The following is a 24,685-nucleotide window of genomic DNA, read 5'->3' as shown; positions in this document are numbered from 1 at the left end:
ATCATGACGCATTTTGATACCCTTGAGACCCGAAGTGATGAAGAGCGCGCCGCAGACTTGGCGCGGGCACTGCCGGAACAGATCGCCCGTGCGCGGTCGGCCTCTGGTTACGCCGAAAGCCTGGCTGGAGTGGATGCAGCTGCTATCCGCAGCGCGGATGACCTTGTTGGATTGCCCGTTCTTCGCAAATCCGAGCTCAGCCGTGCCCAATCCGAGAATGCGCCTTTTGGTGGTTTCACTGCTAAACCGGCGGCGGGTTTTGCGCATATATTTCAATCGCCGGGCCCAATCTATGAGCCGGGTGGCGTGGACCACGACTGGTGGCGCATGGGGCGGTTCCTGCATGCGGCTGGCATCGGGCAGGGGGACATTGTTCAAAACTGCTTTGGGTACCACCTGACACCTGCGGGCATGATCTTTGAAAATGGCGCACGGGCGGTTGGGGCAGCGGTTCTGCCGGCAGGCACCGGCCAGACCGAGTTGCAAGTCAATGCAGCGCGCGACATCGGTTGCACGGCCTATGCCGGAACGCCGGACTATTTGAAAGTGATCCTGGACAAGGCAGACGAAATGGGGGTCACCCTCAAGATTTCGAAAGCAGCCGTGGGTGGTGGGGCGCTGTTCCCGTCCCTGCGCCAGGAATACGCCGATCGCGGGATCACTTGCCTGCAAAGCTATGCGACGGCTGATCTGGGCAACATCGCCTATGAAAGCCCGGCCATGGAAGGGATGATCGTCGATGAGCACGTCATCGTCGAGATCGTAACACCCGGCACGGGTACGCCGGTGGCGCCGGGCGAGGTGGGCGAGGTCGTTGTAACCTCCCTGAATCCTGACTACCCGCTCATCCGCTTTGCCACCGGTGATTTGTCCGCCATCCTGCCGGGCCTGTCGCCCTGTGGCCGCACCAACATGCGCATCAAGGGATGGATGGGGCGTGCGGATCAGACGACCAAGATCAAGGGCATGTTTGTCCGGCCCGAGCAGGTTGCGGCTTTGGTCGACAAGCATGATGAGATTGTAAAAGCCCGCGTGATCGCCTCGCGTCATGGAGAGATGGACACCATGACCGTTCAGATCGAAAGCCCGGGTGGTGACGACATGAGCTATGCCAAATCGGTGGTCGAGGTGCTTAAGTTGAAGGGCGCAATCGAAGTGGTCGCACCGGGGTCGTTGCCCAAGGACGGCCTGGTGATCGAAGATCAGCGCGTTTACGACTGAGACGCGACTGAAGCGCTGAAATAGAAACCCCGCCGGTCTATCGATCGGCGGGGTTTTTTCAAAGCGGCGGGGATCACATAGTTCATGATGCTCTGCATGCGGATCATCACGCGGCGGATGATATGTGTGGGCTTTACAGCCTCGGTATAGATCGCAGCCGTCCTAACGGCACCCGGGGGGAGCGCCTCGAGCAATGCCGGATCGTCCAGGTCGATCCGTGCCACAAAGGGTTCGGCCTGAATTTGCCCGGCAGTGTATACTGTGCCCGAGACCATAGCCTGCCCTTGGGGCGCAATCTCGGCCACCAGACGGACTTTACCCGTCATGATTTCTCCGGGCTTGGTTTTCAGCGCGATCTCAACCTCTTGCCCGGGTTTCAGGTGCCGCATGTAGATCTGCTGGATGTTCACGACGAGCGTTTTTTCCGAGGTTTCGGCAAACACCATAGTTGGCGCGATTGGAAAGCTGGTGACGCGTTGACCAAAAGCCAAAGCGAGGTTGGTGACATAGCCGTCACTTGACGCAGTGATCGAGGTCTGTGCCAGATTCCAACGGGCCTGGTCCAGATTTGCATGCGCCTCGGCCACCTTTGCAACGATACCGTCGGCGGTCACGGCACCCAGCTCGATCTCGGCCCGCGACACCGCTGCCCGCGCCTGCTTCAACTGCGCTTGGGCATTGCGCAAGGCGTCCTTGTCTTGCTTGGCTTGTGCCTCCACTCGAACAAGCTGCGCTTCAGCCGCGGAAAGTGCGATTTCAAACGGCTCGCGGTGCAGTTGAAAGAGCAGGTCGCCCGCCCTCAGCGCAACATTTGGCTCGGCGGCGATCTCGATAGATCAGCGTCAGAAAGACGATAATGGTTTGGGTGCCTCTGACTGCTGTTTGGCAAAGGCCCAGATCAGGGCCAGGGGCCAAAAAACGCCGACCATCAGCGCGCCCATCCAACCAGCCACGGTGATGATCAGAACGACCAGAACAACCCAGGCAAAGTAATCCAGCGCAGTCATGAACATATTTCCTTTGCAATTCCAAACTGCATTCGGGTTACGGCATGCGACCGCAGCAAGGCAAAGCCGAAGTTACCGCTGCGAGGCGAGCGTTGGATTGGCACTGGAATTACCGACAAAAATGATCGAATAAGGACGAAACGCCTTACACAGACCCAATCATGGCCGACATCGAGTATTCAGATCAGGGCACGCGCCATCGCAATTCCACCGGGACCCGAGTGCTCGGCTGGTTTGCAATGGTCATTGCTGCAACTTGCCTGCTGCCGATGCTGGCCGTTGTGCTGGCCGCGGTCACCGGTGGCACGGATACGGTATCGCACCTGATGTCGACGGTACTGCCACGCTATGCGGGGACCACGTTGATCCTGGTTATCCTGGTCGCTGCCGGCACATTTTGCATCGGCGTCGGGGCGGCTTGGCTGGTCACGATGACCCGCTTTCCCGGATCGCGACTGATGGAGATTGCGCTGGTTCTGCCGCTGGCTTTTCCGGCTTACGTGTTGGCCTATGCCTATACTTTCATCCTGGACCATCCCGGAATCGTGCAAAGCACCCTGCGGGACGTTATGGGGTGGGGACCGCGAGACTATTGGTTCCCCGAAGTCCGCTCGACCGAAGGGGCGGCGGTGATGCTGATCCTGGTGCTTTATCCTTACGTCTATCTGTTGGCACGGGCGGCGTTTCTGCAGCAAAGCGCCACTGCCTTTCTGGCGGCGCGCTCGCTTGGGTCCAGCCCATTTGCGGCGTTCTGGAAAGTATCCTTGCCGATGGCGCGGCCGGCGATCGCCGGGGGCGTGCTGCTGGCCGTGATGGAGACGATCGCCGACTTTGGCACGGTGGCCTATTTCGGTGTGCAGACCTTTGCCACCGGGATTTACACCAGCTGGTTCACCATGGCCGACCGGGCAGCGGCGGCGCAATTGGCGCTGTGTCTGTTGGGCGCTGCGCTTGTGTTGGCCGTAGCCGAGCGCACGCAACGTGGCAAGTCCAAGTATCACCAGGCGGGTCGGCGTCACGCAGCCCTGCCATCAGCGCAATTGCGCGGTTTTGCGGCGGCCGGGGCTTTTGTCCTGTGCGCCATCCCGGTTGTTCTGGGCTTTGCCCTTCCGGTGTTCATCCTGTTCCAGATGGGGCTCGATTCCGAGCAGAACCTGTTGTCGCGCCGCTATGTCGAGTTCATTCAGAACTCGCTCACACTGGCGTCTGTTGCCGCTGTCGTTACGGTCTGTGCCGCGATCTGCGTAGGGTTCTTTCAACGGCTCAAACCCGGGCGGCAATCGATGGCTGCGGTCTATGTATCGAGGCTGGGTTATGCGGTGCCCGGCGGGGTGATCGCTGTGGGTTTGATGGTGCCTTTCGCGAATTTCGACAACCTGCTGGATGGCTGGATGCGGTCCACTTTTGGCGTGTCCACGGGCCTCCTGATCACTGGATCGATCTGGCTGTTGGTGGCGGCCTACATGGTACGTTTCCTGTCAGCAGCGCTGTCAGCCTATGAGGGCGGGCAAAGCATGGTGCATTCCAACATGGACGCCGCTGCTCGGTCTTTGGGCAAGACACCGATGGGTACCCTGCGGCGGGTTCACTTGCCGATCTTGACGCCATCGCTGCTGACCGCGCTGCTCATCGTTTTTGTCGACGTGATGAAGGAGCTGCCCGCGACCCTGATCATGCGCCCGTTCAACTACGACACTTTGGCTGTGCAGGCTTTCCGGCTGGCCTCGGACGAGCGGCTCGAGGGTGCGGCGGTGCCGTCGCTGGTCATTCTGGCGGTTGGGTTGTTGCCGGTGATTTTGATTTGCCGCCAGGTCGGGCGCGGCCACTAGCGCCAGACGGTCAATCCGGCCCCAAGCCCGACGAGGCCGAGGCCAATCAGATTGGCGGTTGAGAAGTCTCGCACGCTCATTCCGAAAGTTCCAACGCGGTCATAGGCGTATCCGGCGGCCAGTTGTCCGACGATCACGCAGACCATGTAAGAGGCGACGCCTAAACGGGGCACGGCCAGGATCGAGACGAGAACCACGTAGACCCCGATCAGCCCTCCGGCCCACATCCACAAGGGAACGATGGCCATGTCAGATTTGCGCGGCAACGGACTGCTTGTTGCCAGTAACAGCATCAGCAACGCCAACGCGCCAAGGCCAAAGGCCAGCGCGGCTGTTTGGATCGGCCCGCCCAACAGCTCGGCCATTCGAGTATAAATGGGACCTTGGGCCGCGATCAGCGCGCCGCCAAGGATCACGGCCAGAACCAACAGCGCGATCATTGTAGGTGCTTGTACATATAGGTGGTGGGTTCGAGCCGGTCGTCAAAGGGATTGCGGCAGAAGTCCGGGATTTCTCCGGCGACCTGAAAACCAAGCGATTGATAGAGTGCCTGTGAAGGGTCGCCGCTGCGTGTATCAAGCACCAAGAGTGACAGACCAAGATCACGGGCCTTGTCCTGAAGGGCGGTCATCAGGGCCCGCCCCAGACCCAACCGGCGAAAACCTGGATGCACCAGAAGCTTTGAGACATCCGCCCGATGAGGCTGGTTGGGCATCGGCGCGGGCACGAGCTGTACGGTGCCCACAACCCGTCCCTCGTGGCGCGCTACAAAGAGAGTCGCGGTCCCATCCGTCACCATAGCGAAGATGCGCTTCTCCCAGAACACTGCTGCGTCCTGTTCAGAGAACGGTAGGACAAACCCGACGCTGGCGCCGTGGTGAACGCAAGCGTGCAGGGTGTCAGCCAAATCCCCAAGGATTGACGGCAGCGAGGATACCGAGACCTCTTCGATCATATCAACACCAGCATGTAGCGCACGCCGCGGTGTTCCGAGGTTTCAAACACCGTGGGGCCCGACAGATGATAGCGCAGGCAGTCCCCGGCGCTCAGGTCATGGCGGGTGTCGTCCACGGTCAGGGACATGGCCCCGTCCAGCAGGAGCACGTGATGTTCCTGCCCTGGTTTGGGTGGACCGTCATAGGCCACGCGTGTTCCAGGCGGCAGATGGCATTCAATCACTTCGCCCGACAGCCCGGGAGCTGGAGGTGAGACGGAGCGGCGGACATATCCAGTTTCCGGATCGGTCCATTCTGTCTGGCGTTCCACCGGAATGCGGGGGGTAAACGTATCCTCGACCATCATCATCAGGCGCGACATTGGCAGGCCGTAGGCGCGGCACAATCGGCCCAGACTTTCGGCCGTTGGGCTGACGTCACCTTTTTCCATCCGGGACAGGGTGGCGCGGCTCAAGCCACTGGCAGTGGCCAGTTCGTCCAGCGACCAGCCACGCCCATGGCGCAGCTCTTTCAAGCGTTCACTCAGGCGGTTTGACAGGTCATTCAGCATGATCACATCCGAGACAGATTCTCAATTATGGAAATGCTGCGCTGAAAAATAATGTGTTTGCAAGAGAAAAGGCGCGAGATTTCTCTCGCGCCTTGAGGGTGGTCGTTTTTTGGGCGGGCTTAGCGCCAGCCAGCCTCGTCAAAGATCTTCTGTGCTGTCGGGATGTTCTTGGCCACGGCCGACAGGCTTACGTCGTCGGGTTTAAAGTGCCCCAACTTGGCAACGGTGTCGGAGAGGCCGACACCCGGAACCGCGGGGTATTCATCGTTGCCGCCCGAGAAATACTGCTGCGCCTGATCCGACGCCAGATACTCGAGAAACTTGATCGCATTTTCCTTGTTCGGGGCATGCGCCGCAACGCCGCCACCAGACAGGTTCATATGCGCGCCTTCGGCATCCTGCGACGGAAAGATCCAGCCGATCATGTCGATGTCGTCACTGACACCCTTGACGTTTTTGCGCAGGGCGCGTGCAAAGTAATAGGTGTTGCCAACGGCAATTTCGCACTCGCCTGAAACAAGGCCGCGCAGCTGGTCAGTGTCGCCGCCCTTGGGGGCGCGCGCCATGTTGGCGACCACGCCATCGGCCCAGGCCAGCGCCGCCTCTTCGCCGTGGTGTTCGATGATCGAGGCCAGCAGCGTCTGGTTGTAGGTGTTGCTGGATGACCGGATGCAAACCTTACCGGCATACTGCGGATCAGCCAGATCCAGATAAGTGCGCGGCGGGTTGTCGACGTCGTTCTTGTCGTAAAAGATCACGCGCCCACGCTGCGAGAAACCGAACCACTGGTTGTTGCTGTCCTGTAGATACGCAGGGACACGAGCCTCGAGAACCTCGCTGTCGATTGACTGAAGCACGCCCGCATCCTTGGCGCGTTCCAAGCGCGAAGTGTCCACGGTCAGCAGGATGTCAGCCGGCGAGTTGGCACCTTCAGCGCTCATCCGGGCAATCAGTTCGTCTGCCTTGCCTTCGATCCGGTTGATGGTGATACCTGTGGCTTCCTCGAAGTCGGAATAGAGGCGCTCGTCGGTGTCATAATGGCGTGACGAGTAGAGATTTACCTCGCCCTCCGCCCAAGCGGCTGTTGTCAGAGTGGTGGCCACGATGGTGGCAAGTGCTGTTGATGCTTTGAACATTTCGATTCCCAAGTGATAACGAATCCAGACAAGAGTCCGGTTGCACCGTGAAATATAGCAATCCTGTCTGAATACAATCAAAATCCGATAAAAACACTCAGGAAGGGAATCAGCCGTCTGCGCTGTCCATGTTCCAGGCTTTTAGGAGCTTGGGCAGAGCGACATCCCAGTCCATGACGCCGGCCATGTCGGCCCAATTCTGATAGCTGCGCCGCATGGCTTTGGCGCGATCAGCCTCACCATGAATCAAGTTGTGTAATTCGGTCCTGTCGGCTTCCATGTCATACAGCTCCCAGTCCTGACCATGCAGGCGGACAAGTTTGAACTGACCCAAGCGGATGGCGGCGTTGCCTTCGTGTTCGAAGAAAATCGGTTGTTCACGGTCCCATTCGCTGCCTCGCAACAAAGACAGAAGGCTTTCGCCCTGAGTGGGCTGGATGTCGTGGCCACCCAGCTCTTGCAAATACGGCGCGCCAGTTGCCTCCAGGATCGTGGGCAGGATGTCGACCACGTGGCACGGGGCGTGGCGCACCGTTTGCGGTTCAAACCCGTTGGGCCAATGCGCGACCAGGGGCGTCGATATCCCACCTTCGTGGACATAGTGTTTGAACAAGCGAAAGGGTGCGTTCGACACGTTGGCCCAAGGCTTGTCGTAGCTTTGAAATGTCTGCGCGTCGCCAGGGGTCAGATTGGGCACGTTGCCCATCGTGATCTTGCGCCCATCCTGCGTGACGTCCGGGTAAAATTGCGCCCACCCGTCTTCGGCCATGAACTCGGCGCAGCCGCCGTTGTCGGACAGAAACAGGATCAGCGTGTTGTCCAACTGACCCAATTTGCGAAGCGCGCCCACCAATGTCCCGATGGATTGATCCATCCGGTCGACCATGGCGGCATAGGTCGCCATTTTGGCGGCTTCCCAGTCGGTGTGCGTCTCTTCGGACCACCGATGCACATCCGGGTCGCGGGGAGAGATGTCCCACTGAGTTTGAAACAGGCCCATGCCGTTCATGGTTTCATGTCGCGCAGTGCGGATCGCATCCCAACCCTTGGCGTAAATCTCATCGTAGCGTGCAATGTCTTCGGGATGGGCATGCAGGGGCCAATGCGGGGCCGTGTGCGCGAGGTAGAGGAAAAAGGGCGTCTCGTCTGTGACCGAGTCCTGGATCATGGTGATGGCTTTGTCCGTGATCGCGTCGGTGAAATAGAAGTCGTCCGGTAGTACCTCGACCCGGCTGTCGTCTTCCATCATGTAATGAGGAGAGAAGAAGTGCGTCGCGCCATCCATGATGCCAAAAAAGCGGTCGAACCCGCGTTGGCGCGGGGTGGGGTGTTCGATGTCGCCGGGGCGCCAGCTGTCATAGTCACGGGATTCGAAATCACCGGCCACATGCCACTTGCCGCTCATCAGAGTACGATATCCGGCGGCTCGCAGGTGCTCGGCGATTGTGGCAGAATCATTGCGCAGAAACCCCTGGTACGCAGGCGTGCCCAGATTGGCCCCCATGTGCCCGATTCCTGCGTTGTGGGGATAAAGCCCGGTCAAAAGAGAGGCCCGGGTGGGGCAGCACCGCGCGCAGTTGTACATCGCACTCAGCAAGGTGCCGCCTTTAGCGAGGGCGTCGATGTTGGGCGTGCGGATTTCCGATCCGGTGCAGCCCAGGTCCGCGAAACCCATATCGTCGGCCAGGATCAGGATTATGTTGGGACGCGACAAGACAGACCTCCGGCGCTGTACGGCCCAGTCAGGCTACCAGCAATCGGTGGATCGCCACAGATTTCTTTGATCGCGTGTTTGATCGGGGGAGGAGGCACAAAAAAACCGCGCTCGAAGGCGCGGTTTCTTTTGATATGCGGTGTGGTTCAGCCCTGGCGAGCTTTGAACCGACGCTGCGTTTTGTTGATCACATAAACGCGGCCTTTGCGACGCACAACACGGCAATCACGGTGCCGGTTCTTGAGCGAGCGGAGCGAGTTCTTGACCTTCATGGCCTGTCTCCTGTGCTGCGGCGCCTTGTGCAAGGTGTGGCCAGCGCCTGGTGTTACGGGTGTCCCGGAAATCCGAAACAGTGAATTCATGGTGGGCGATACAAGGTTCGAACTTGTGACCCCTTCGATGTCAACGAAGTGCTCTACCACTGAGCTAATCGCCCATGAATACCCTTGCGATCCCTGTCCCAGAAAAAACTAGGACGCGGAGAACCGCGCCGGTAGCGGGGTCTATAAAAGGAGTCGTCGGGGGGATCAAGGGCTTTTGATCGAACTATTTTCCGGTCTATGTTTTTCTTTGTAAGGAGATGCCATGCCCCGCGCCGCATATTATTTGTCAGAACCGAAGAAACGCACATCCTGCGTGGTTTTTGCCTCTCCGCACAGCGGCAACGACTATCCGGACAGGTTTTTGCAGCAGACGGTGCTGAATCAAAAGACGATTCGGTCCTCGGAGGACGCGTTTGTGGATCTGCTGTTTCAGGACGCCGCCGATTATGGCGCTCCTTTTCTGAAGGCGGGGGCACCGCGGGCTTTTCTGGATCTCAATCGCAGCCCGGATGAACTGGACCCGGCGTTGATCGAAGGTGTGCGCAAGCCGGGGCACAATCCGCGTGTGGCATCTGGCTTGGGTGTGATCCCTCGCGTCGTCGCAAATGGCCGCGCGATTTATCGCGGCAAGCTGCCGATGAGCGAAGCAAAGCGGCGCATTGATGGGTATTGGCATCCCTATCATGCGCGATTGCAGGCCCTTTTGGGCGAATCGCACGAACTGTTTGGTCAGGCCATCCTGGTGGATTGCCATTCGATGCCGCACGAGGCCCTGGAAAGTGTGTACCGAAAGAACGGCAAATGTCCCGAGATCGTCTTGGGGGACCGTTTCGGGGCCGCCTCATCGCCTGAGGTGATGGAGGCGGTCGAAGCCGCCTTTGTCGAGGTTGGGTTTTCGGTCATGCGCAACACGCCCTTTGCAGGTGCCTATGTCACGCAAGCCTATGGCCGGCCATCGCGCCGACAACACGCCATCCAGATCGAAATCGATCGGTCGATCTACATGGATGAAAGGCGCATCCGACCCAATGCCGAATTTGACCGGGTGCGCGGGCTGCTCGCGCAGGTGGCGTCCCGTATTGCCGTGTTGGGGCAGGGACCGGTGCGACTGGCGGCCGAGTGATCAGCGCAATGTGCGCCCCTTGATGATGGCATCCGTGCCAAAACGCTTCCGAATCGCATCTGTCGCCCGCTCTGCGTTGCTTCGCTGTGTAGCATTCGGGTCAAGAAGGTCACCGCTCTTGTCGGCCGCTTCTTCGGAGCAGAGGTCAGACAACCCGCATCCCAACAGACGATAGGGACCTTGGTCGCCAACCTGATCAAAGAGTGCTCGTGCCGTACGATAAATCGTGTCCGCCATCTGGGTCGCATCGCGCAACGATAGCCGCCGCGTCAGAATCGCGTGATTGGCGCGCTTGAGCTTGAGTGTCACCACACGGCCCGCCAACCGTTTGGCTTTGGCCCGATCCGCCACCTTTTCGGCCATGCGCCACAGATGTCCGTCCAGAATGTCGGGGTTGTTCGTGTCTTCGAAAAACGTGGTTTCGTTCGAGATCGATTTCATCGGTTCGTTGTTGGACACCCGGCGCTTGTCCTGCCCGCGTGCCAGATGCCACAGGCGATATCCCATCGAGCCGAAGCGCTCTGTCAGGGCCTCTTGCTCCCACCGCAGCAGGTCCGAGAAGGTGCGAATGCCCGCTTTGTCCAGCGAGGCCTGTGCCGCCGGGCCGATGCCCCAGATCAGACGCACCGGCTTGTCTGAAAGAAAGGTGGCTGTGCCTTGTCGGTTGATCACGGAAAACCCACGGGGTTTGTCCAGATCCGACGCCACCTTGGCCAGAAATTTGTTGTGGCTGAGGCCGATGGATCCCGTTAACCCCAACTCATCCTTCATCCGTTTCACCAATCGCGCCAGCATGACCGCAGGTGGAGCACCGTGCAGCTTTTGTGTTCCCGACAGATCCAGGAACGCCTCATCCAGCGACAGGGGTTCGATTGCGGGCGTCAGCTCATCCATCATTGCCCTAATATCGCGGCTGACTTCGGCATAGACGCTCATGCGGGGTTTGACGACGACGGCGTCGGGGCACAAATCCAAGGCTTTGAACATGGGCATCGCGGACCTGACGCCCCTGATCCGCGCCACGTAACAGGCGGTTGAGACGACGCCGCGTTTGCCACCGCCGATGATGACCGGCTTGTCCGCCAGTTCCGGATTGTCGCGCTTTTCAACCGAGGCATAGAAGGCATCGCAATCCATATGCGCAATGGACAGGTCGAAAAGCTCGGGGTCGCTGACGACCCGCGGGCTGCCGCAAGCAGGGCAGCGGCGTCCGGCATCAAATTGGGTCAGGCAATCACGACACAAGGAAGGCATCGGGCGGCTCGGCGTTGGGGCATATTGGATCGGCAGGCCACAGTATTCTAAGGGCCAGAACAGAGCAATGACAGAGGGTTCTCTGGGGGCGCTCAGTGTGGAATCTAGGGTGCTTTACCGAGAAAACCCCCGCTTCTCGAGCGGGGGAGGTAACGAACCACAGGAAGATAAGGTTCGTTGGGGAGTGTCTCAATCTTAGACTCGCCCAAAAAGAGGCTTAGGCATAGTCTGGAATTCCAGACATGCAAAATGAATGTGGAATATGTGCTTTAAGGGGCACAGACCTTTTGAACAGGAAACGCCCCGGAAAGCGACGGATTAGTGCCTGTTTCGGTCAGTTGCCTGGGCAGAGTTCAGTTCGGCCAGAATGGCTTGGGCTGCCGCACGTGGGTCTTCTGCGCGATAGATCGGGCGACCAACAACGATGTGATCAGCGCCGTCGGAAACTGCATTTGCCGGGGTGGCAACACGCTTCTGGTCACCCAACTCAGCCCCTGCCGGACGCACGCCCGGGGTAACGATCAGGCGACCTTTGGATTGTGGCAGCGCTCGGATCAACGCGGCCTCTTGCGGGGATGCGATGACACCATCGGCACCTGCTTCAAAGGCCTTGGTGGCGCGCTCGATGACCAGATCCTGCACGTCACCAGCTTTGATCAACCCCGCGTCCAGGTCATCGCGGTTGAGCGAAGTCAGAATGGTCACGGCCAGAATTTTCAGGTCCTTGCCGCTCGCGCCCTCTTTGGCGGCGCGAACCACATGTGGGTCCCCGTGGACGGTCAGAAAATCCAGATCGAACTGCGCCAAGCCTCGAACCGCGTTCTCAACAGTGTTGCCGATGTCAAAAAGCTTCATGTCCAGGAAGATGCGCTTGCCATGTTCCTGCTTCAGCTCGTTTGCCAAGGCCAGACCACCGCCCGTCAGCATACCGAGACCGATCTTGTAAAAGGAAACCGCGTCACCCAGCTGTTCGGTCAAGGCCAGACCTTGCAGGGCGTTTGGAACGTCCAGCGCGACAATCAGGCGGTCGTCGGACGCAGGTGTAGCGGGCGCGGGTGTGGCGGACATGGGCGCGATCCTTGTTTTTGGTGGGGTCGCGCCTCTCTAATTAGCTGCCAGTTTTGATGCAAGGGGCCTTGTCAGCGTCAGGCCAGCATCGGCAGCGGTGCCGTGACATGATCTGACAGTTCAACCGAACTTCTGCCAGAACGGTATTCGGGCATACGGCGCAGCTGGCGCATCGCGTCCCCGACAAATGCTTTTGCACGTGTTTTGGGGCATTCGTTTTCCGGCATGTCCAACGCGCAGAACAGGGTGACGAACATATCGCCTAGCGTCATACTAACGTTCGCAGTGCACCGTTCGGTCCGTTCGCAGTAGGAGTATTCTGAAATCTCAACATTTGTTACGAGCATGGTAGCCTCCACTCTGGACCTAAACTATGCCATCCGAATTATTACTAAAGTGAGGCGCTGTTGAGGTGAAATTCTGAGAATTTAACTCATTTTGAATTTCCGTGATCCAGCCTCTTGAAGACCAGATGGCATTACCCAAATTGAATTGTGAGGCCCAACAGCTGGCGTGCCGATTTCGGGCGCCGACAAGACCGGGCGCTTGGAAAAGGAGAGAGAGATGGACTTGAACAAGTTCACCGAGCGGGCACGAGGATTCGTGCAAGCGGCGCAGACCATTGCGATGCGCGAAGGGCATCAGCGACTGACGCCCGAACACATTCTAAAAGCTTTGATGGACGACGAGCAGGGGCTCGCGAGCAACCTGATCACCCGTGCGGGCGGTGCGCCCGGCCGTGTGGTCGAGGCGCTGGATCTTTCCCTGTCGAAGCAGGCCAAGGTCAGCGGTGACGCAGGCCAGATCTATCTGGATGCGCAAACCGGTAAGGTTTTGGCCGAGGCCGAGAAACTGGCGCACAAGGCGGGTGACAGCTTTGTCCCGGTGGAGCGCGTGTTGATGGCGCTTTGCATGGTGAAATCCAAGGCCAAAGAGGCGCTGGATGCCGGTGCTGTGAGCGCCCAGAAACTCAATGAGGCCATCAATGATATCCGCAAGGGACGGACTGCCGATACGGCGAGTGCCGAGGATGGTTATGATGCGCTCAAGAAATACGCCCACGACCTGACCGAGGCTGCGGCTGCAGGCAAGATCGATCCGATTATTGGCCGCGACGAAGAGATCCGCCGCGCGATGCAGGTGCTCAGCCGTCGGACCAAGAACAACCCGGTTCTGATCGGCGAACCCGGCGTAGGTAAAACCGCGATTGCCGAGGGGATGGCCCTGCGCATCATCAACGGAGATGTGCCTGAATCTTTGCGGGATAAGAAACTTCTGTCGCTGGACATGGGGGCTCTGATCGCGGGCGCGAAGTATCGCGGCGAGTTCGAGGAGCGCCTGAAAGCGATTCTGACCGAGGTGACCGAGGCCGCGGGTGAAATCATCTTGTTCATCGACGAGATGCACACGCTTGTTGGTGCCGGGAAATCCGACGGCGCGATGGATGCCGCCAACTTGATCAAGCCTGCGCTTGCTCGGGGTGAGTTGCACTGTATCGGCGCGACCACGTTGGACGAATACCGCAAGTACGTCGAAAAGGACGCGGCTTTGGCGCGCCGGTTCCAACCGGTGTTGGTCAGCGAGCCGACGGTCGAGGATACAATCAGCATCTTGCGCGGTATCAAGGAGAAGTATGAGCTTCACCACGGCGTCCGTGTCTCGGATTCGGCACTGGTATCGGCGGCGACACTATCGCACCGCTACATTACCGATCGGTTCTTGCCGGACAAGGCAATCGACCTGGTCGATGAAGCCGCCAGCCGTTTGCGGATGGAAGTCGACAGCAAGCCAGAAGAGCTCGATCAACTTGACCGTCAGATCTTGCAATTGCAGATCGAGGAAGAAGCGCTGAAGCTCGAAGATGATGCCGCGTCCAAGGATCGTCTGGAAACACTGCAAAAGGACCTGTCGAACCTGCAGGAAAAATCCGCCGAGATGACGGCGCGATGGCAGGCAGAACGCGACAAGCTAAACGCGGCGCAATCACTGAAGGAACAGCTGGACAAGGCGCGCGCCGATTTGGAGATCGCCAAGCGTGAAGGCAATCTGGCGAAGGCAGGTGAACTGTCTTATGGCGTTATCCCCGAGCTGGAAAAGCAGCTTGGGCAAGCGGAAAACCGCGAAGATGGTGGCATGATGGCCGAAGAGACCGTGCGGCCCGAGCAGATCGCGGCCGTGGTCGAGCGTTGGACGGGCATCCCCACCTCCAAGATGCTGGAAGGTGAGCGCGAGAAGCTGTTGCGGATGGAAGATGAACTGCACCGCCGTGTGATCGGCCAGCATTCGGCCGTCACCGCCGTTGCTAACGCAGTGCGCCGGGCGCGAGCGGGTCTGAACGACGAGGGCCGCCCGCTGGGGTCGTTCCTGTTCCTCGGGCCGACTGGTGTGGGTAAGACCGAGCTGACCAAGGCTGTGGCAGACTTCCTGTTTGACGACGACAGCGCCATGGTTCGGATCGACATGTCCGAGTTCATGGAAAAACACGCGGTTGCCCGCCTGATCGGTGCTCCTCCGGGCTATGTCGGCTATGACGAGGGCGGCGTGTTGACCGAGGCCGTGCGCAGGCGTCCGTATCAGGTTGTCCTGTTTGATGAGGTCGAAAAGGCGCATCCGGATGTGTTCAACGTGCTTTTGCAAGTGCTGGATGATGGCGTGCTGACCGATGGTCAGGGGCGGACGGTCGATTTCAAACAGACGCTGATCGTGTTGACCTCGAACCTGGGCGCTCAAGCGCTGAGTCAGCTACCAGACGGCGCAGATGCGGCGGATGCGCGGCGCGACGTGATGGACGCGGTGCGGGCCCATTTCCGGCCCGAGTTCCTGAACCGTCTGGACGAGACGATCATCTTTGATCGCCTGGCCCGTGCGGATATGGACGGCATCGTTGACATCCAGCTGGGTCGTTTGGCGAAACGTTTGGCTGGCCGCAAGATCGGTCTTGAACTGGACGAGGCCGCCAAGACCTGGCTTGCCGACGAAGGTTATGACCCGGTGTTTGGTGCCCGCCCACTCAAGCGGGTGATCCAACGCGCGTTGCAAAACCCGTTGGCCGAGGCGCTGTTGGCAGGGGACATCAAGGATGGTGAAACTGTTCCCGTCTCGGCAGGCGCGGATGGGTTGATCATCGGCGACCGCCTTGGCACCAGCGAGCGTCCACGACCGGATGATGCGGTTGTGCATTGATCTGAAATAGCTCACAAAAAAAGCCCGCTGTTCGCAGCGGGCTTTTTTCTGGCACTTGCATATGGATCTCAGATTTTGGACTGGCACACCCTCATCAACACCGACCGCGGCAGGGATCACGGCAAGGAAGAAGATCCGCTACGCCGGAATTTCGTGCAGGACGCGGACCGGATCACCTTTTCAGCCCCATTCCGCAGGCTCGCCAACAAGACCCAGGTTCATCCACTCTATGAACATGACCATCTGCGTCACCGCATGATCCATTCGGTCGAGGTGGCCAGCGTTGGGCGCACCCTTGGTATGAAAGTCGGCCATTGGCTCGAGGGGCAAGGGCATCTAGCCCCCGGTGAGGCCAGCAAGGTTGCGGGTATCGTCCACGCGGCCTGTCTTGCGCACGACATCGGGAACCCGCCCTTTGGTCATTCGGGCGAAGAGGCGATGGGCGGCTGGATCGAGGAACAATTTCAGGCCAAGCGCGCGCTGTTCGACGACATCCCAGAAGACAAACGGGTAGAGTTCACCCCGCTAGAGGGCAACGCGCAGGGGTTTCGGATCATCACCCGGCTTGAAATGTATCGCAACCAGGGCGGCATGAACTTGTCCCATGCGGTTTTGGGAGCGTTCACAAAGTACCCGATGACTGCCAGCACGTCCAAGGCGCTCTGCGAGGCCAATGGCGGTAAAGCGCCCTATGTGGGTGCCAAGAAGTTCGGCGTCTTTCAAAGCGAGTTCGATTATCTGCAAACAGCAGCACGCGCACTTGGCTTGCCAGAAGAAACCGCACCAGATGGCAGCGCATGGTGGCGGCGTCATCCACTGGTCTTTCTGGTCGAGGCCGCCGATGACATTTGCTACAATATCGTTGACCTCGAAGATGGGTTCTCTTCCGGTGATCTGAACCTCAAGCAAGTTGAAGATTTGCTCGATCCCATAGCGATCCCGACCAATCGCGATATCACGAGCTATTCGGATTACGAGCGCGTCAGCTATCTGCGCGCCCGCAGCATCGGGGGGGCGATCAATGCGTGTGTTGAGGCTTTCATCGACCACCACACGGCAATTCTTGCAGGTCAGTTTTCCGACGAGTTGATCGCGGTCTCGAATAAGTCCGAGGCATTCGCTGCAATCAAGGACTGCGCGCGCAATCGTCTTTTCACCGCACCGCGCAAGACCAAGCTTGAAATTCAGGGTCGCAATAGCATCCGGCGGGTGCTTCAAGGTGTTTGGCCTGTGTACGAGGCCTTGGCCGCAGCGCAGTGGACGAGGGATAATCTACCCGCCTATGAAACGCAGCTTGCCCGTGCGTTTGCCTTGGATCTGCGCGATGTGACCGACGCTTATTCGGCGCTACATTCACTGACCGACTTCGTCTCGGGCATGACGGACCGCTATGCCGTCAAAACCGCCGAGCTTCTTTGAAGACTTGGATCGGCTCAGGTTGGTAACGTTGAGTAAGCGGGCCACGTAGGGTCTTTCATTGCCCCAAACAGCCGTCACAATGCGGATGCAACCGATCTGGATCGGGAAGGGGAGACAGATGTTGAAATGGGTCAAGCGGATCGCCGCCGTGTTGGGGGTGGCCATCGTGGTTCTGGCGGGGGTTCTGCTGTTCAATACCTTTCGATATGGCCCGCCTCCCATTCCCGCGTCAGACCCGATTGCGGTAGAGGTCGATGTAAACCGGGCCACCGCCCAGCTGTCGCGGGCCATCCAGTTCAAGACGGTCAGCACCAAGCCTGACCATCCGGATTTCGATGCGTTTCTGTCTTTCCTCGAAACCACCTATCCCGCTGTACATGGTGTGACTGAACGGGTCGTTCTGGATCAGAAAACCCCCCTTTATCGCTGGCAGGGCTCCAACCCGGATCTGAAGCCGGTTCTGCTGGCAGCCCATTATGATGTGGTGCCAGTTGCACCGTGGAACCTGGATAAATGGGTGCATGAGCCCTATTCCGGCACGATTGCGGATGGCTTTGTCTGGGGGCGGGGCACTCTGGACAACAAGGGCGCGCTGATCGCCATGCTATCTGCCGCTGAATCCATGATCACGGCTGGGTTCACGCCCGAACGCACCATCTATTTCAGCTTTGGCGGCGATGAAGAGGTGGGCGGCAAGGGGGCAATCTCGGTTGCCAAACACCTGAAAGAGCAGGGCGTGCTGCTGGAATGGTCGCTCGACGAAGGCTCGTTTGTTCTGGACAAGATAATTCCCGGCCTGTCCGAGCCCGTGGCCAGCATCAACCTGTCCGAAAAGGGCTATGTGACCGTGACCCTGATCGCCCGCGCCGAGGGGGGGCATTCGTCCATGCCGCCGCGCGTGACGGCGGTGGGGCGTTTGGCGCGTGCAGTGGATCGGGTGCAGACCAACCCGATGCCTGGTGGTCTGACGGGTGTGTCGGCCGAGTTCTTTGATGCTCTGGGTCGCCACTTCTCGTTTGGTCAGCGCGTGGTCTTTGCGAACCGCTGGCTGTTTGATCCGTTGCTGGAAAACATCCTGTCAGGGGCGCCGTCCACGGATGCGATGCTTCGGACGACAACGGCGCCGACGATGTTGTCGGGATCGACCAAGGAGAATGTGCTGGCGACCGAGGCCCGTGCGGTCATCAATTTCCGCATCCACCCGCGCGACAACATCGACAGCGTGGTCGAGCATGTGCGCACTGTCATTGATGACGATGAGATAGAGATTGTGGCCGACCGGGACAACGGTGGCGATGCCTCACCCGTGTCCAGTTCGACTGCGCCGGGATATCTGGATGTCGAGGCGTCCATTCGCGCGGTCTTTGGGCCCTTGGCAGCTGTGCCGGGGCTAACGATTGCCGCGACGGATGCGCGCCATTATGCCAAGGCCAGCGAAGACACCTATCGCATCAACCCATTCATGATCACTGGCGATGACCTGGTGCGGTTCCACGGATTGAATGAGCGGTTGTCGATCGAGAACCTGGAGCGCGGCATCGGGTTTTATTTGGCGCTGATACAAAAACAGTAGTCAGCCGCTCGCTGTCCGTTCATCGCAGGTTCGTTTGGCCTGTCCGACCGACAGAGAGTTGCCGATCAGGGAAACGTCCGTGGTAAAGGACGCGCCGGTGCTGGCACCCGGTGGTGGTGTGAAGCCAAAAGTTACAGCGCGTTTCCCGGGGCGGGCGGTGCTGGGAGCAGGGCCTTTCCAGACATAAATCCGTGTGTTGCCGCGTTTCGCCAGGCGCAGGAGAGCGTAGTCGCCGACCCCGCACCAATAGATTGCGTTTTCCGAAAAATCGGCGACCACCTCAATAAGGCCGTCGCTGACTTCATAAGCAGCGGATCGGGATTCGTTGCCACCCCACGTCGCCGTGGGCAGAAAGACCAAAGAAGCCAAGAAACAGCTTAGGGAGCGATTTTGCGTCATCAGAGCAGACCTAACAAAGGCGAGTTGTACTGATTGTACTGCGCAGGCTCCGGTTTGGATCACTTTCAGCTGTCAGGTGCTGCGGCCATTTGCAAGAGATTGCCGCCTTGCCCCGTGTAGATCAGCCCGCTAGGTTTTGTCCTGCTACGAAATCCCCGAAATCGGAAAGGCCACATCATGAAGATTTGGACCCTGCTTGCGGCCATTGTGCTCGGAACGGGCCTGGTTTTGGTATTTCTGCAACTGCATCCGCCAAAAACCTTGCGGATCGCGGCGGGACCGGCGGGCGGGGCCTATGACCAAGTGGCCAAGCGCTATGTCGAGGAGTTGGCGAGCGATGGCATCACGCTCGAAGTGATCGAGACCGCGGGGTCGGTCGAGAATGAGCAGCTGCTTGCAGAGCGTCAGGTCGATGCAGCCCTTTTGCAGGGGGGAATTTCGGTTACCGACCCGGAGGTTGAAGCCATTGGTGCGATCTTTTTCGAGCCGATGATCTTTCTGGCCCGCAGCGAATTGACCCTTCCGGGAAATCCAGCTCTGTGGCGCGGGTTGAAGATCAACGGGGGGCGTCCTGGCTCTGGAACTGCGGCGGCCTATGTCGATTTCCTGGCCGCGATTGAGCTTGACCTGTTGGCCAATCAGACCGTTGCCATCGGTTATGACGATGCCATCAGCGCGCTGATCGCGGATGAAATCGACGTGGCGGTCTTTGTCGCCCCGATTGATGCGCCTTATTTGCAGCGTGCCTATGGTCATCCGGACATTCAATTTGTGCCACTGGATCACAGCAACGCAATTGCCCGGCGTTTGGCCTATGCCACCACGGTTACGGTTCCCACCGGGGCGGTCTCGCTGGACCCCGTGATCCCGCCCGAACCGCAATCGATCCTCGCGCTCGAGGCGCGGCTGGCCATTACCCCGGACTTGCACCCGGCTTTGGTCAATCGCCTGACGATGGCTGCCAAGGCACTGCATGCCTCGCGTGATATCATCACCGACCCCGATGCCTTTCCGTCGATCGACGGCACTGATCTGCCGGTGAACAATGCGGCACGGCAATTGATCACCGAAGGGCCATCGACGTGGCACGACTGGCTACCATATTGGATGGCGGCGCAGGTGAACCGGACGTTGCTTCTGCTGCTGCCGATCCTGTTCATCGTGGTCCCAATGCTGCGTGCCTTGCCGGGGATTTACGCCTATATCATGGGCTGGAAGGTCTGGCAGCATTACCCCGACATTCGTGCCATCGAGGATGAGCTGGACGAGAACCCCTCGGCCGAGGATCTTGAGCGTATGGATGCGGAATTGGTCGAGCTGGATGATCGCCTGTCCAAGGTGCGTTTGCCTGCTGCCTATCGTCAGGCCGCTTATCACGCGCGGATGCATGTCGAACTGGTACGCAAGCGGATCGACGGTCTGCGCGCGGCTTAAGCCGTTGCCGGGCTTGAGCGGTGAAACATTTGGTCGTCGCCTGATTTGCATAGGTGATCTAGATGTGGCGCGAATTTCCTTACCGGATCTATATGTGGTGTAAGCCCTCTGATTTCTGTTTCAATCTCCTTCCCGCAACGTGATTGCACGTGGCTTGATCAGCCGCGCCGTTGTGGCCAGTCTCTAAGTTAAACCAGCAACGCAGAAACCGCAGCTAGAACAGATCGGAGGTCCCCAGATGGGATTTGCAATGAACGCCATCGAGTTTATGGCCTTTGGCTTTGTCAGTGTCATCGGAGTGGTGGCCTTGGGCGCGATCGTTCTGTTTTTTATCGACCGGTTCCAGACCCACGATGCCATCCGCCGAAACTATCCCGTCATCGGGCGCTTTCGAAAATTGTTCAGTGGGCTGGGAGAGTTCTTTCGCCAGTACTTCTTTGCTATGGACCGCGAAGAATTGCCGTTCAACCGGGCGCAGCGTGAATGGGTCAACCGCGCCGCCGAGGGCGAGGGGAACACGGTCGCCTTCGGCTCGACACGCAACTTGAGCGTGCCAGGTACGCCAATCTTTGTGAACGCACCTTTCCCGCCGCTTGGGGACCAGTTCACCAAATCCGAGCCGCTAAGGATCGGGCCGACCGCGCGAACGCCCTATGATGCGCCGTCATTCTTCAACATCTCGGGCATGAGCTATGGTGCGATTTCCAAACCAGCGGTGCAGGCGCTGAGCCGTGGCGCTAAAGAGGCGGGCGTTTGGCTCAACACTGGTGAGGGCGCGCTGAGCCCGTTTCATCTTGAGGGCGGTTGCGACATCGTTTTCCAGATAGGCACCGCGAAATACGGTGTCCGGGATGAACATGGCAACATGAGCGACGACAAGCTGCGCGAGGTGGCCGCTCACGAAACCGTACGCATGTTCGAGATCAAACTGGCCCAAGGCGCCAAGCCCGGCAAGGGCGGCATTCTACCTGGAGAGAAGATCACGGATGAGATCGCGGCGATCAGGGGTATCAAGAAAGGCCGCGACAGCCAATCTCCGAACCGGCACCGTGAAGCCGGCAACGTTGAAGAGTTGCTCAACATGATTGCTCACGTGCGTCAGGTCACCGGCAAACCGGTCGGGATCAAAACCGTGGTCGGATCTGAGCAGGTGTTTACCGAGCTCTTTGACGCCATCGTTGCGCGTGGCGACGATTGCGCGCCGGATTTCATCACTTTGGATGGGGGCGAAGGTGGAACCGGGGCGGCCCCCATGCCGCTGATCGACCTTGTTGGCATGTCCGTACGCGAGGCGTTGCCTGTGGTCGCTAACTTGCGTGACCAACATGGGCTAAAGGATCGGATCCGTCTGGTGTCCAGCGGCAAGCTGATCAACCCTGGCGATGTGGCCTGGGCACTGGCGGCTGGGGCGGATTTTGTGACTTCGGCGCGTGGGTTCATGTTCTCGCTCGGCTGCATCCAGGCGCTCAAGTGCAACAAGAACACCTGTCCAACGGGCATCACCACCCATGATCCACGGTTTCAAAAGGGGTTGGTGGTCGAGCACAAGTACAAGCGCGTCGCGCGCTATGCCCAGGAAATCCGGCATGAGGTGGAAACCATCTCTCATTCCGTGGGGGTTCCGGAACCCCGGCAACTGCGCCGTCGCCATGTCCGCATCATGATGGAGAACGGTCGTTCAATACCCATGAACGAAATCCTGCCAAGTTACAGTCCCGTCTCTGAATCGTGAGACAAGTTGGTTTGGCTCGAACGACCTGACCCTCTACCTGATAACAAACGATCAACAACCGGAGACCGAGATGGCCCACCGCTGGAAGAATGACCTGACCCAAGCCGACGTGACACCCGAGGCAGCGTATCTGAACCGCCGTCACTTTATGGCCGGATTGGCGGGCGTTGGCTTGGCGTCGATTGCAAAGCCTGCCTTGGCGGAAGGGCTGGAGCCCAACAGTTGGGAAGAAATCACCAGCTACAACAACTTCTACGAGTTCGGCACAGGCAAAGGCGATCCGGCAGAATACGCCCATCTGATGAAAACCGATCCTTGGACGATCAAGATCGACGGTATGGTCGACCGTCCCGGCGACTACGGCTTTGATCAGGTCATGTCCGAGATGACAGTCGAAGAGCGCATCTATCGCTTTCGCTGTGTCGAGGCGTGGTCGATGGTGATCCCGTGGAACGGGTTCGAGCTGGCCGATCTGCTGAACCTAGCCGGAGTTCAGGAAGGGGCAAAATATGTGGGCTTTGAAACCCTCTATCGTCCCGAAGAAATGCCCGGCACCCAATACCCCGTACTTGAATGGCCCTACAAAGAGGGGCTGCGCCTGGACGAGGCGATGCACCCGCTGACCATCATGGCGACGGGCATCTATGGCAAACCGATCCCGAACCAGAACGGCGCGCCGTTGCGGTTGGTGGTGCCGTGGAAGTACGGCTTCAAATCGATCAAGTCGATCGTGCGCATCACCCTGACGGATAAAGAGCCGCCCACCAGCTGGAACCAGGCCAACGGTCGCGAATATGGGTTCTACAGCAATGTGAACCCCGAGGTGTCGCATCCACGCTGGTCACAAGCCAGCGAGCGCAAGATCGGCGGTGGCCTGTTTGCCAAGCGCGTTCCAACGCTGATGTTCAACGGCTATGAAAACGAGGTCGCGGGCCTCTATGAAGGTATGGATCTCGCCAAGTTCTACTAAGCGAAAGCGGCAGAGGCAGAAACTATCGGAAAGCAGCACATGCCAGTTGTTGATCATCTGAATACGACTTTGAGAAAGCTTCCGAGCTGGGTGCTTTACGCTGTGGGTGCTGTTTATCCAGCCTGGCTGTTGTATCAGGGGCTCATCGGTGGATTGGGCGTGGACCCGGTCAAAGTGCTCGAACATGAAATGGGCGAGCGGGCGTTGCAGCTTTTGATCCTTGGGTTGGCGGTGACGCCGTTGCGCCGGTTCACTGGTCTAAACCTGATGAAATTTCGCCGTGCGATTGGAGTGCTGACGTTTTTCTATGTCCTGCTGCATCTGCTCGTGTGGCTTGTGCTGGATGTGCAGATCCTTAGCCAGGTTTGGGCCGATATTCTCAAACGCCCCTACATTACGATTGGCATGGTGGGCTTTGTCATTCTGCTGCCATTGGCGCTGACCTCGAACAATTGGTCGATTCGCAAGCTTGGGCCAAAGTGGCGCACGCTTCACAAGGGAGCTTATGTCGCGGCGGTCCTGGGAGGGGTCCACTACGTTATGGTTGCCAAGGGGTTTCAGCTTGAGCCGTTGATTTACTTGGCTTTCATTGTTGGACTGCTTGCCGTTCGTGCGATAGGAAGTGGTCGATCCCTTTTGCGTAAATCTGTGCACGGCTGACAAAGGTGCACGCAATCGATGAGTGCACGCCATGAAAGAAATCGCCGCCGTTGTCACCATGGTCAAAGATGACCACGATTTTCTGCGGCGATGGGTGAAATACTACGGCGACATCTTTGGGCGTGAGGCACTGTATGTCTTTGCCCACGGGGGCGAACCAGAAATTTCCGAGATTGCTGCAGGATGCAATGTGATGCGGCTCCCGCCCGGGTACGACCCAAAATGGGCCGGTCGCCGGGCGCGCCTGTTTGGGAACATGGCGCGCGCGCTGCAGAATTATTTTGATTTCGTGCTTGTCACGGATGTGGACGAATTCATTGTCGTTGACCCGGAAACCGGGTTCGATCTGCGCACCTTTCTGACCCGCAGGCGCACCGGCTCGGTGATTTCACCAATCGGCGTCGAGGTTGTTCATCGCCCACAAGAAGAACCCGAACCAATTGACACACATATTCTGGGTCCGCGCCGCTTCGTGCGGTTCAGTTCGTTCTATTGCAAACCCATCATTCTGGGGACACCGCAGGTGAGTTTTGCTCGTGGGCAACACTACTCGACACACCCTGAGTTGCGGATCTTTCAAAGGCTCTATCTGTTCCACATGAAGTTCTGTGATCGTCACGACAGTCAGGCCCTGCTCGAGAGCCGGGCACAAACGATCTCGACTGCTGGCTATGGGGAAGAAAGTGAGACCGAGCTGAGCACACGGTGGAACAAGCTTGACGGCAAGGAAGAGGCGTTTCTGGACCGGCTCGCCAACCTGCCCAAGATCGACGGTTGGGACTTTGGGCCTGAGATGACCCACATGCAGGACACATGGGGGCCCCGGGACAATGAGCTTTATCATTTTGAGAAGTTGATTGGGAAAGAGGTTCGCGAGGTACCGGCGCGGTTTTTTGGAATCGTCTGAGGGGGGTGCTGGGAAACCCTGGGGCGGGATCTTGTTTGCGCCCGACTCGATGGTTTGATTCATGCTTTGTGTTGTGTTTGTTGTTTGGTCTTTCACAAGATGTAGGATTTGTTTGGATTGATTTGGATTGGTTTGTGTTTGTGTTTGGGGTTTTGTTTGAGTTTGGTTTGGTTGTGGTGGTGCGTGGGTTTATTCTAAGGTGTTGATTGCATTGAGTTTTTCATCTT

At 58.6% G+C, this 24,685-nt stretch carries 23 protein-coding genes and 1 tRNA gene; 11 read left to right on the top strand and 13 right to left on the bottom strand.

Translation table 11 applies throughout. The annotated features are described in order from the left end of the window. Positions 1–3: 3 nt before the first annotated feature. Positions 4–1,221: a phenylacetate--CoA ligase family protein gene (locus TRM7615_RS00235; RefSeq protein ID WP_108785447.1), complete on the top strand. Its 1,218-nt coding sequence runs from the start codon at positions 4–6 to the stop codon at positions 1,219–1,221. On the opposite strand, the gene TRM7615_RS00230 is transcribed toward TRM7615_RS00235, so the two are convergent. Together TRM7615_RS00230 and TRM7615_RS25410 are read right to left on the bottom strand one after the other, a co-directional pair. Then, the gene (locus TRM7615_RS00230; protein WP_108784911.1) at positions 1,212–1,940 is read right to left on the bottom strand and encodes an HlyD family secretion protein; all 729 of its coding nucleotides are present in this window, start codon (positions 1,938–1,940) and stop codon (positions 1,212–1,214) included. The two genes, TRM7615_RS00235 and TRM7615_RS00230, sit on opposite strands and share 10 nt — an antisense overlap. A gap of 123 nt (positions 1,941–2,063) precedes the next feature. Then, positions 2,064–2,228 (bottom strand): hypothetical protein, encoded by a 165-nt coding sequence (locus tag TRM7615_RS25410; protein WP_165821332.1) that lies wholly within the window; start codon positions 2,226–2,228, stop codon positions 2,064–2,066. 161 nt (positions 2,229–2,389) lie between these two features. On the opposite strand from TRM7615_RS25410, the gene TRM7615_RS00225 reads away from it, so the two are divergent. Beyond that, positions 2,390–4,057: an ABC transporter permease gene (locus TRM7615_RS00225; protein ID WP_108784910.1), complete on the top strand. Its 1,668-nt coding sequence runs from the start codon at positions 2,390–2,392 to the stop codon at positions 4,055–4,057. Here TRM7615_RS00225 and TRM7615_RS00220 read toward each other — a convergent pair. The 7 genes from TRM7615_RS00220 to TRM7615_RS00190 form a co-directional block, all read right to left on the bottom strand. Then, a complete protein-coding gene (locus tag TRM7615_RS00220) occupies positions 4,054–4,497 on the bottom strand; it encodes a DMT family transporter (RefSeq protein ID WP_108784909.1) in 444 nt (147 codons plus the stop codon). The two genes, TRM7615_RS00225 and TRM7615_RS00220, sit on opposite strands and share 4 nt — an antisense overlap. After that, positions 4,494–5,012, bottom strand: a complete 519-nt coding sequence (locus TRM7615_RS00215) for a GNAT family N-acetyltransferase (protein WP_108784908.1) — start codon at positions 5,010–5,012, stop codon at positions 4,494–4,496. Before TRM7615_RS00215 ends, TRM7615_RS00220 begins: the two co-directional genes overlap by 4 nt. Further along, the gene (locus TRM7615_RS00210; protein WP_108784907.1) at positions 5,009–5,563 is read right to left on the bottom strand and encodes a helix-turn-helix domain-containing protein; all 555 of its coding nucleotides are present in this window, start codon (positions 5,561–5,563) and stop codon (positions 5,009–5,011) included. Before TRM7615_RS00210 ends, TRM7615_RS00215 begins: the two co-directional genes overlap by 4 nt. A gap of 119 nt (positions 5,564–5,682) precedes the next feature. Beyond that, positions 5,683–6,699, bottom strand: coding sequence for a Fe(3+) ABC transporter substrate-binding protein (locus TRM7615_RS00205; RefSeq protein WP_108784906.1), 1,017 nt, complete (start codon positions 6,697–6,699; stop codon positions 5,683–5,685). Positions 6,700–6,808: 109 nt separating this feature from the next. Beyond that, positions 6,809–8,413 carry an arylsulfatase gene (locus TRM7615_RS00200; protein ID WP_235823979.1) on the bottom strand — a complete coding sequence of 535 codons (1,605 nt, stop codon included), beginning with the start codon at positions 8,411–8,413 and terminating at the stop codon, positions 6,809–6,811. Positions 8,414–8,559: 146 nt separating this feature from the next. Continuing rightward, positions 8,560–8,685 (bottom strand): type B 50S ribosomal protein L36, encoded by a 126-nt coding sequence (ykgO, locus tag TRM7615_RS00195; RefSeq protein WP_008562923.1) that lies wholly within the window; start codon positions 8,683–8,685, stop codon positions 8,560–8,562. An 89-nt stretch (positions 8,686–8,774) separates the two neighbouring features. Beyond that, a tRNA-Val gene (locus tag TRM7615_RS00190) sits at positions 8,775–8,849 on the bottom strand. A gap of 149 nt (positions 8,850–8,998) precedes the next feature. On the opposite strand from TRM7615_RS00190, the gene TRM7615_RS00185 reads away from it, so the two are divergent. Beyond that, positions 8,999–9,859: an N-formylglutamate amidohydrolase gene (locus TRM7615_RS00185; RefSeq protein ID WP_108784905.1), complete on the top strand. Its 861-nt coding sequence runs from the start codon at positions 8,999–9,001 to the stop codon at positions 9,857–9,859. Here the strand turns inward: TRM7615_RS00185 and TRM7615_RS00180 are convergent, their stop codons facing one another. From TRM7615_RS00180 to TRM7615_RS00170, 3 genes are all read right to left on the bottom strand, one after another. Beyond that, on the bottom strand, positions 9,860–11,113 hold the full coding sequence (locus TRM7615_RS00180) for a DNA polymerase IV (protein WP_108784904.1): 1,254 nt from the start codon (positions 11,111–11,113) through the stop codon (positions 9,860–9,862). Between the two features lie 318 nt (positions 11,114–11,431). Then, on the bottom strand, positions 11,432–12,181 hold the full coding sequence (gene pyrF / locus TRM7615_RS00175; RefSeq protein WP_108784903.1) for an orotidine-5'-phosphate decarboxylase: 750 nt from the start codon (positions 12,179–12,181) through the stop codon (positions 11,432–11,434). A 77-nt stretch (positions 12,182–12,258) separates the two neighbouring features. Next, the gene (locus tag TRM7615_RS00170; RefSeq protein ID WP_125133628.1) at positions 12,259–12,528 is read right to left on the bottom strand and encodes a hypothetical protein; all 270 of its coding nucleotides are present in this window, start codon (positions 12,526–12,528) and stop codon (positions 12,259–12,261) included. A gap of 217 nt (positions 12,529–12,745) precedes the next feature. Here TRM7615_RS00170 and clpB point away from each other — a divergent pair, with 217 nt between their 5' ends. The 3 genes from clpB (at position 12,746) to TRM7615_RS00155 (ending at position 18,356) form a co-directional block, all read left to right on the top strand. Further along, positions 12,746–15,364, top strand: coding sequence for an ATP-dependent chaperone ClpB (gene clpB / locus TRM7615_RS00165; protein WP_108784901.1), 2,619 nt, complete (start codon positions 12,746–12,748; stop codon positions 15,362–15,364). Positions 15,365–15,439: 75 nt separating this feature from the next. Then, positions 15,440–16,783, top strand: coding sequence for a dGTP triphosphohydrolase (gene dgt, locus TRM7615_RS00160; RefSeq protein ID WP_207775204.1), 1,344 nt, complete (start codon positions 15,440–15,442; stop codon positions 16,781–16,783). A gap of 118 nt (positions 16,784–16,901) precedes the next feature. Continuing rightward, the gene (locus TRM7615_RS00155) at positions 16,902–18,356 is read left to right on the top strand and encodes a M20 family peptidase (RefSeq protein WP_108785445.1); all 1,455 of its coding nucleotides are present in this window, start codon (positions 16,902–16,904) and stop codon (positions 18,354–18,356) included. On the opposite strand, the gene TRM7615_RS00150 is transcribed toward TRM7615_RS00155, so the two are convergent. Then, positions 18,357–18,755 (bottom strand): hypothetical protein, encoded by a 399-nt coding sequence (locus TRM7615_RS00150; protein ID WP_125133627.1) that lies wholly within the window; start codon positions 18,753–18,755, stop codon positions 18,357–18,359. A 177-nt stretch (positions 18,756–18,932) separates the two neighbouring features. On the opposite strand from TRM7615_RS00150, the gene TRM7615_RS00145 reads away from it, so the two are divergent. The 5 genes from TRM7615_RS00145 (at position 18,933) to TRM7615_RS00125 (ending at position 24,458) form a co-directional block, all read left to right on the top strand. After that, positions 18,933–20,189, top strand: a complete 1,257-nt coding sequence (locus TRM7615_RS00145; RefSeq protein ID WP_108784898.1) for a TAXI family TRAP transporter solute-binding subunit — start codon at positions 18,933–18,935, stop codon at positions 20,187–20,189. Positions 20,190–20,427: 238 nt separating this feature from the next. Beyond that, positions 20,428–21,921: an FMN-binding glutamate synthase family protein gene (locus tag TRM7615_RS00140; RefSeq protein WP_108784897.1), complete on the top strand. Its 1,494-nt coding sequence runs from the start codon at positions 20,428–20,430 to the stop codon at positions 21,919–21,921. 70 nt (positions 21,922–21,991) lie between these two features. After that, the gene (gene msrP, locus TRM7615_RS00135; protein ID WP_108784896.1) at positions 21,992–22,891 is read left to right on the top strand and encodes a protein-methionine-sulfoxide reductase catalytic subunit MsrP; all 900 of its coding nucleotides are present in this window, start codon (positions 21,992–21,994) and stop codon (positions 22,889–22,891) included. Between the two features lie 39 nt (positions 22,892–22,930). Further along, positions 22,931–23,551 carry a protein-methionine-sulfoxide reductase heme-binding subunit MsrQ gene (msrQ, locus tag TRM7615_RS00130; protein WP_108784895.1) on the top strand — a complete coding sequence of 207 codons (621 nt, stop codon included), beginning with the start codon at positions 22,931–22,933 and terminating at the stop codon, positions 23,549–23,551. A gap of 31 nt (positions 23,552–23,582) precedes the next feature. Further along, positions 23,583–24,458, top strand: a complete 876-nt coding sequence (locus TRM7615_RS00125; RefSeq protein WP_108784894.1) for a glycosyltransferase family 2 protein — start codon at positions 23,583–23,585, stop codon at positions 24,456–24,458. Positions 24,459–24,685 lie beyond the last annotated feature (227 nt).

Origin of the sequence: Falsiruegeria mediterranea M17 (genome assembly GCF_900302455.1) — a bacterium.
GTDB classification, from domain to species: Bacteria; Pseudomonadota; Alphaproteobacteria; order Rhodobacterales; family Rhodobacteraceae; genus Falsiruegeria; species Falsiruegeria mediterranea.
Note: the sequence above shows the minus strand (reverse complement) of the source record. Positions and strands in the feature narration are given on the sequence as shown.

What these genes read in the sequence shown, in the direction of transcription:
- TRM7615_RS00235 (WP_108785447.1), top strand. Translation starts at nt 4, where the DNA reads ATGACGCATTTTGATACCCTTGAGACCCGAAGTGATGAAGAGCGCGCC.
- TRM7615_RS25410 (WP_165821332.1), bottom strand. Translation starts at nt 2,228, where the DNA reads ATGACTGCGCTGGATTACTTTGCCTGGGTTGTTCTGGTCGTTCTGATC.
- TRM7615_RS00225 (WP_108784910.1), top strand. Translation starts at nt 2,390, where the DNA reads ATGGCCGACATCGAGTATTCAGATCAGGGCACGCGCCATCGCAATTCC.
- TRM7615_RS00220 (WP_108784909.1), bottom strand. Translation starts at nt 4,497, where the DNA reads ATGATCGCGCTGTTGGTTCTGGCCGTGATCCTTGGCGGCGCGCTGATC.
- TRM7615_RS00215 (WP_108784908.1), bottom strand. Translation starts at nt 5,012, where the DNA reads ATGATCGAAGAGGTCTCGGTATCCTCGCTGCCGTCAATCCTTGGGGAT.
- TRM7615_RS00210 (WP_108784907.1), bottom strand. Translation starts at nt 5,563, where the DNA reads ATGCTGAATGACCTGTCAAACCGCCTGAGTGAACGCTTGAAAGAGCTG.
- TRM7615_RS00205 (WP_108784906.1), bottom strand. Translation starts at nt 6,699, where the DNA reads ATGTTCAAAGCATCAACAGCACTTGCCACCATCGTGGCCACCACTCTG.
- ykgO (WP_008562923.1), bottom strand. Translation starts at nt 8,685, where the DNA reads ATGAAGGTCAAGAACTCGCTCCGCTCGCTCAAGAACCGGCACCGTGAT.
- TRM7615_RS00185 (WP_108784905.1), top strand. Translation starts at nt 8,999, where the DNA reads ATGCCCCGCGCCGCATATTATTTGTCAGAACCGAAGAAACGCACATCC.
- TRM7615_RS00180 (WP_108784904.1), bottom strand. Translation starts at nt 11,113, where the DNA reads ATGCCTTCCTTGTGTCGTGATTGCCTGACCCAATTTGATGCCGGACGC.
- pyrF (WP_108784903.1), bottom strand. Translation starts at nt 12,181, where the DNA reads ATGTCCGCCACACCCGCGCCCGCTACACCTGCGTCCGACGACCGCCTG.
- TRM7615_RS00170 (WP_125133628.1), bottom strand. Translation starts at nt 12,528, where the DNA reads ATGCTCGTAACAAATGTTGAGATTTCAGAATACTCCTACTGCGAACGG.
- clpB (WP_108784901.1), top strand. Translation starts at nt 12,746, where the DNA reads ATGGACTTGAACAAGTTCACCGAGCGGGCACGAGGATTCGTGCAAGCG.
- TRM7615_RS00155 (WP_108785445.1), top strand. Translation starts at nt 16,902, where the DNA reads ATGTTGAAATGGGTCAAGCGGATCGCCGCCGTGTTGGGGGTGGCCATC.
- TRM7615_RS00150 (WP_125133627.1), bottom strand. Translation starts at nt 18,755, where the DNA reads ATGACGCAAAATCGCTCCCTAAGCTGTTTCTTGGCTTCTTTGGTCTTT.
- TRM7615_RS00145 (WP_108784898.1), top strand. Translation starts at nt 18,933, where the DNA reads ATGAAGATTTGGACCCTGCTTGCGGCCATTGTGCTCGGAACGGGCCTG.
- TRM7615_RS00140 (WP_108784897.1), top strand. Translation starts at nt 20,428, where the DNA reads ATGGGATTTGCAATGAACGCCATCGAGTTTATGGCCTTTGGCTTTGTC.
- msrP (WP_108784896.1), top strand. Translation starts at nt 21,992, where the DNA reads ATGGCCCACCGCTGGAAGAATGACCTGACCCAAGCCGACGTGACACCC.
- msrQ (WP_108784895.1), top strand. Translation starts at nt 22,931, where the DNA reads ATGCCAGTTGTTGATCATCTGAATACGACTTTGAGAAAGCTTCCGAGC.
- TRM7615_RS00125 (WP_108784894.1), top strand. Translation starts at nt 23,583, where the DNA reads ATGAAAGAAATCGCCGCCGTTGTCACCATGGTCAAAGATGACCACGAT.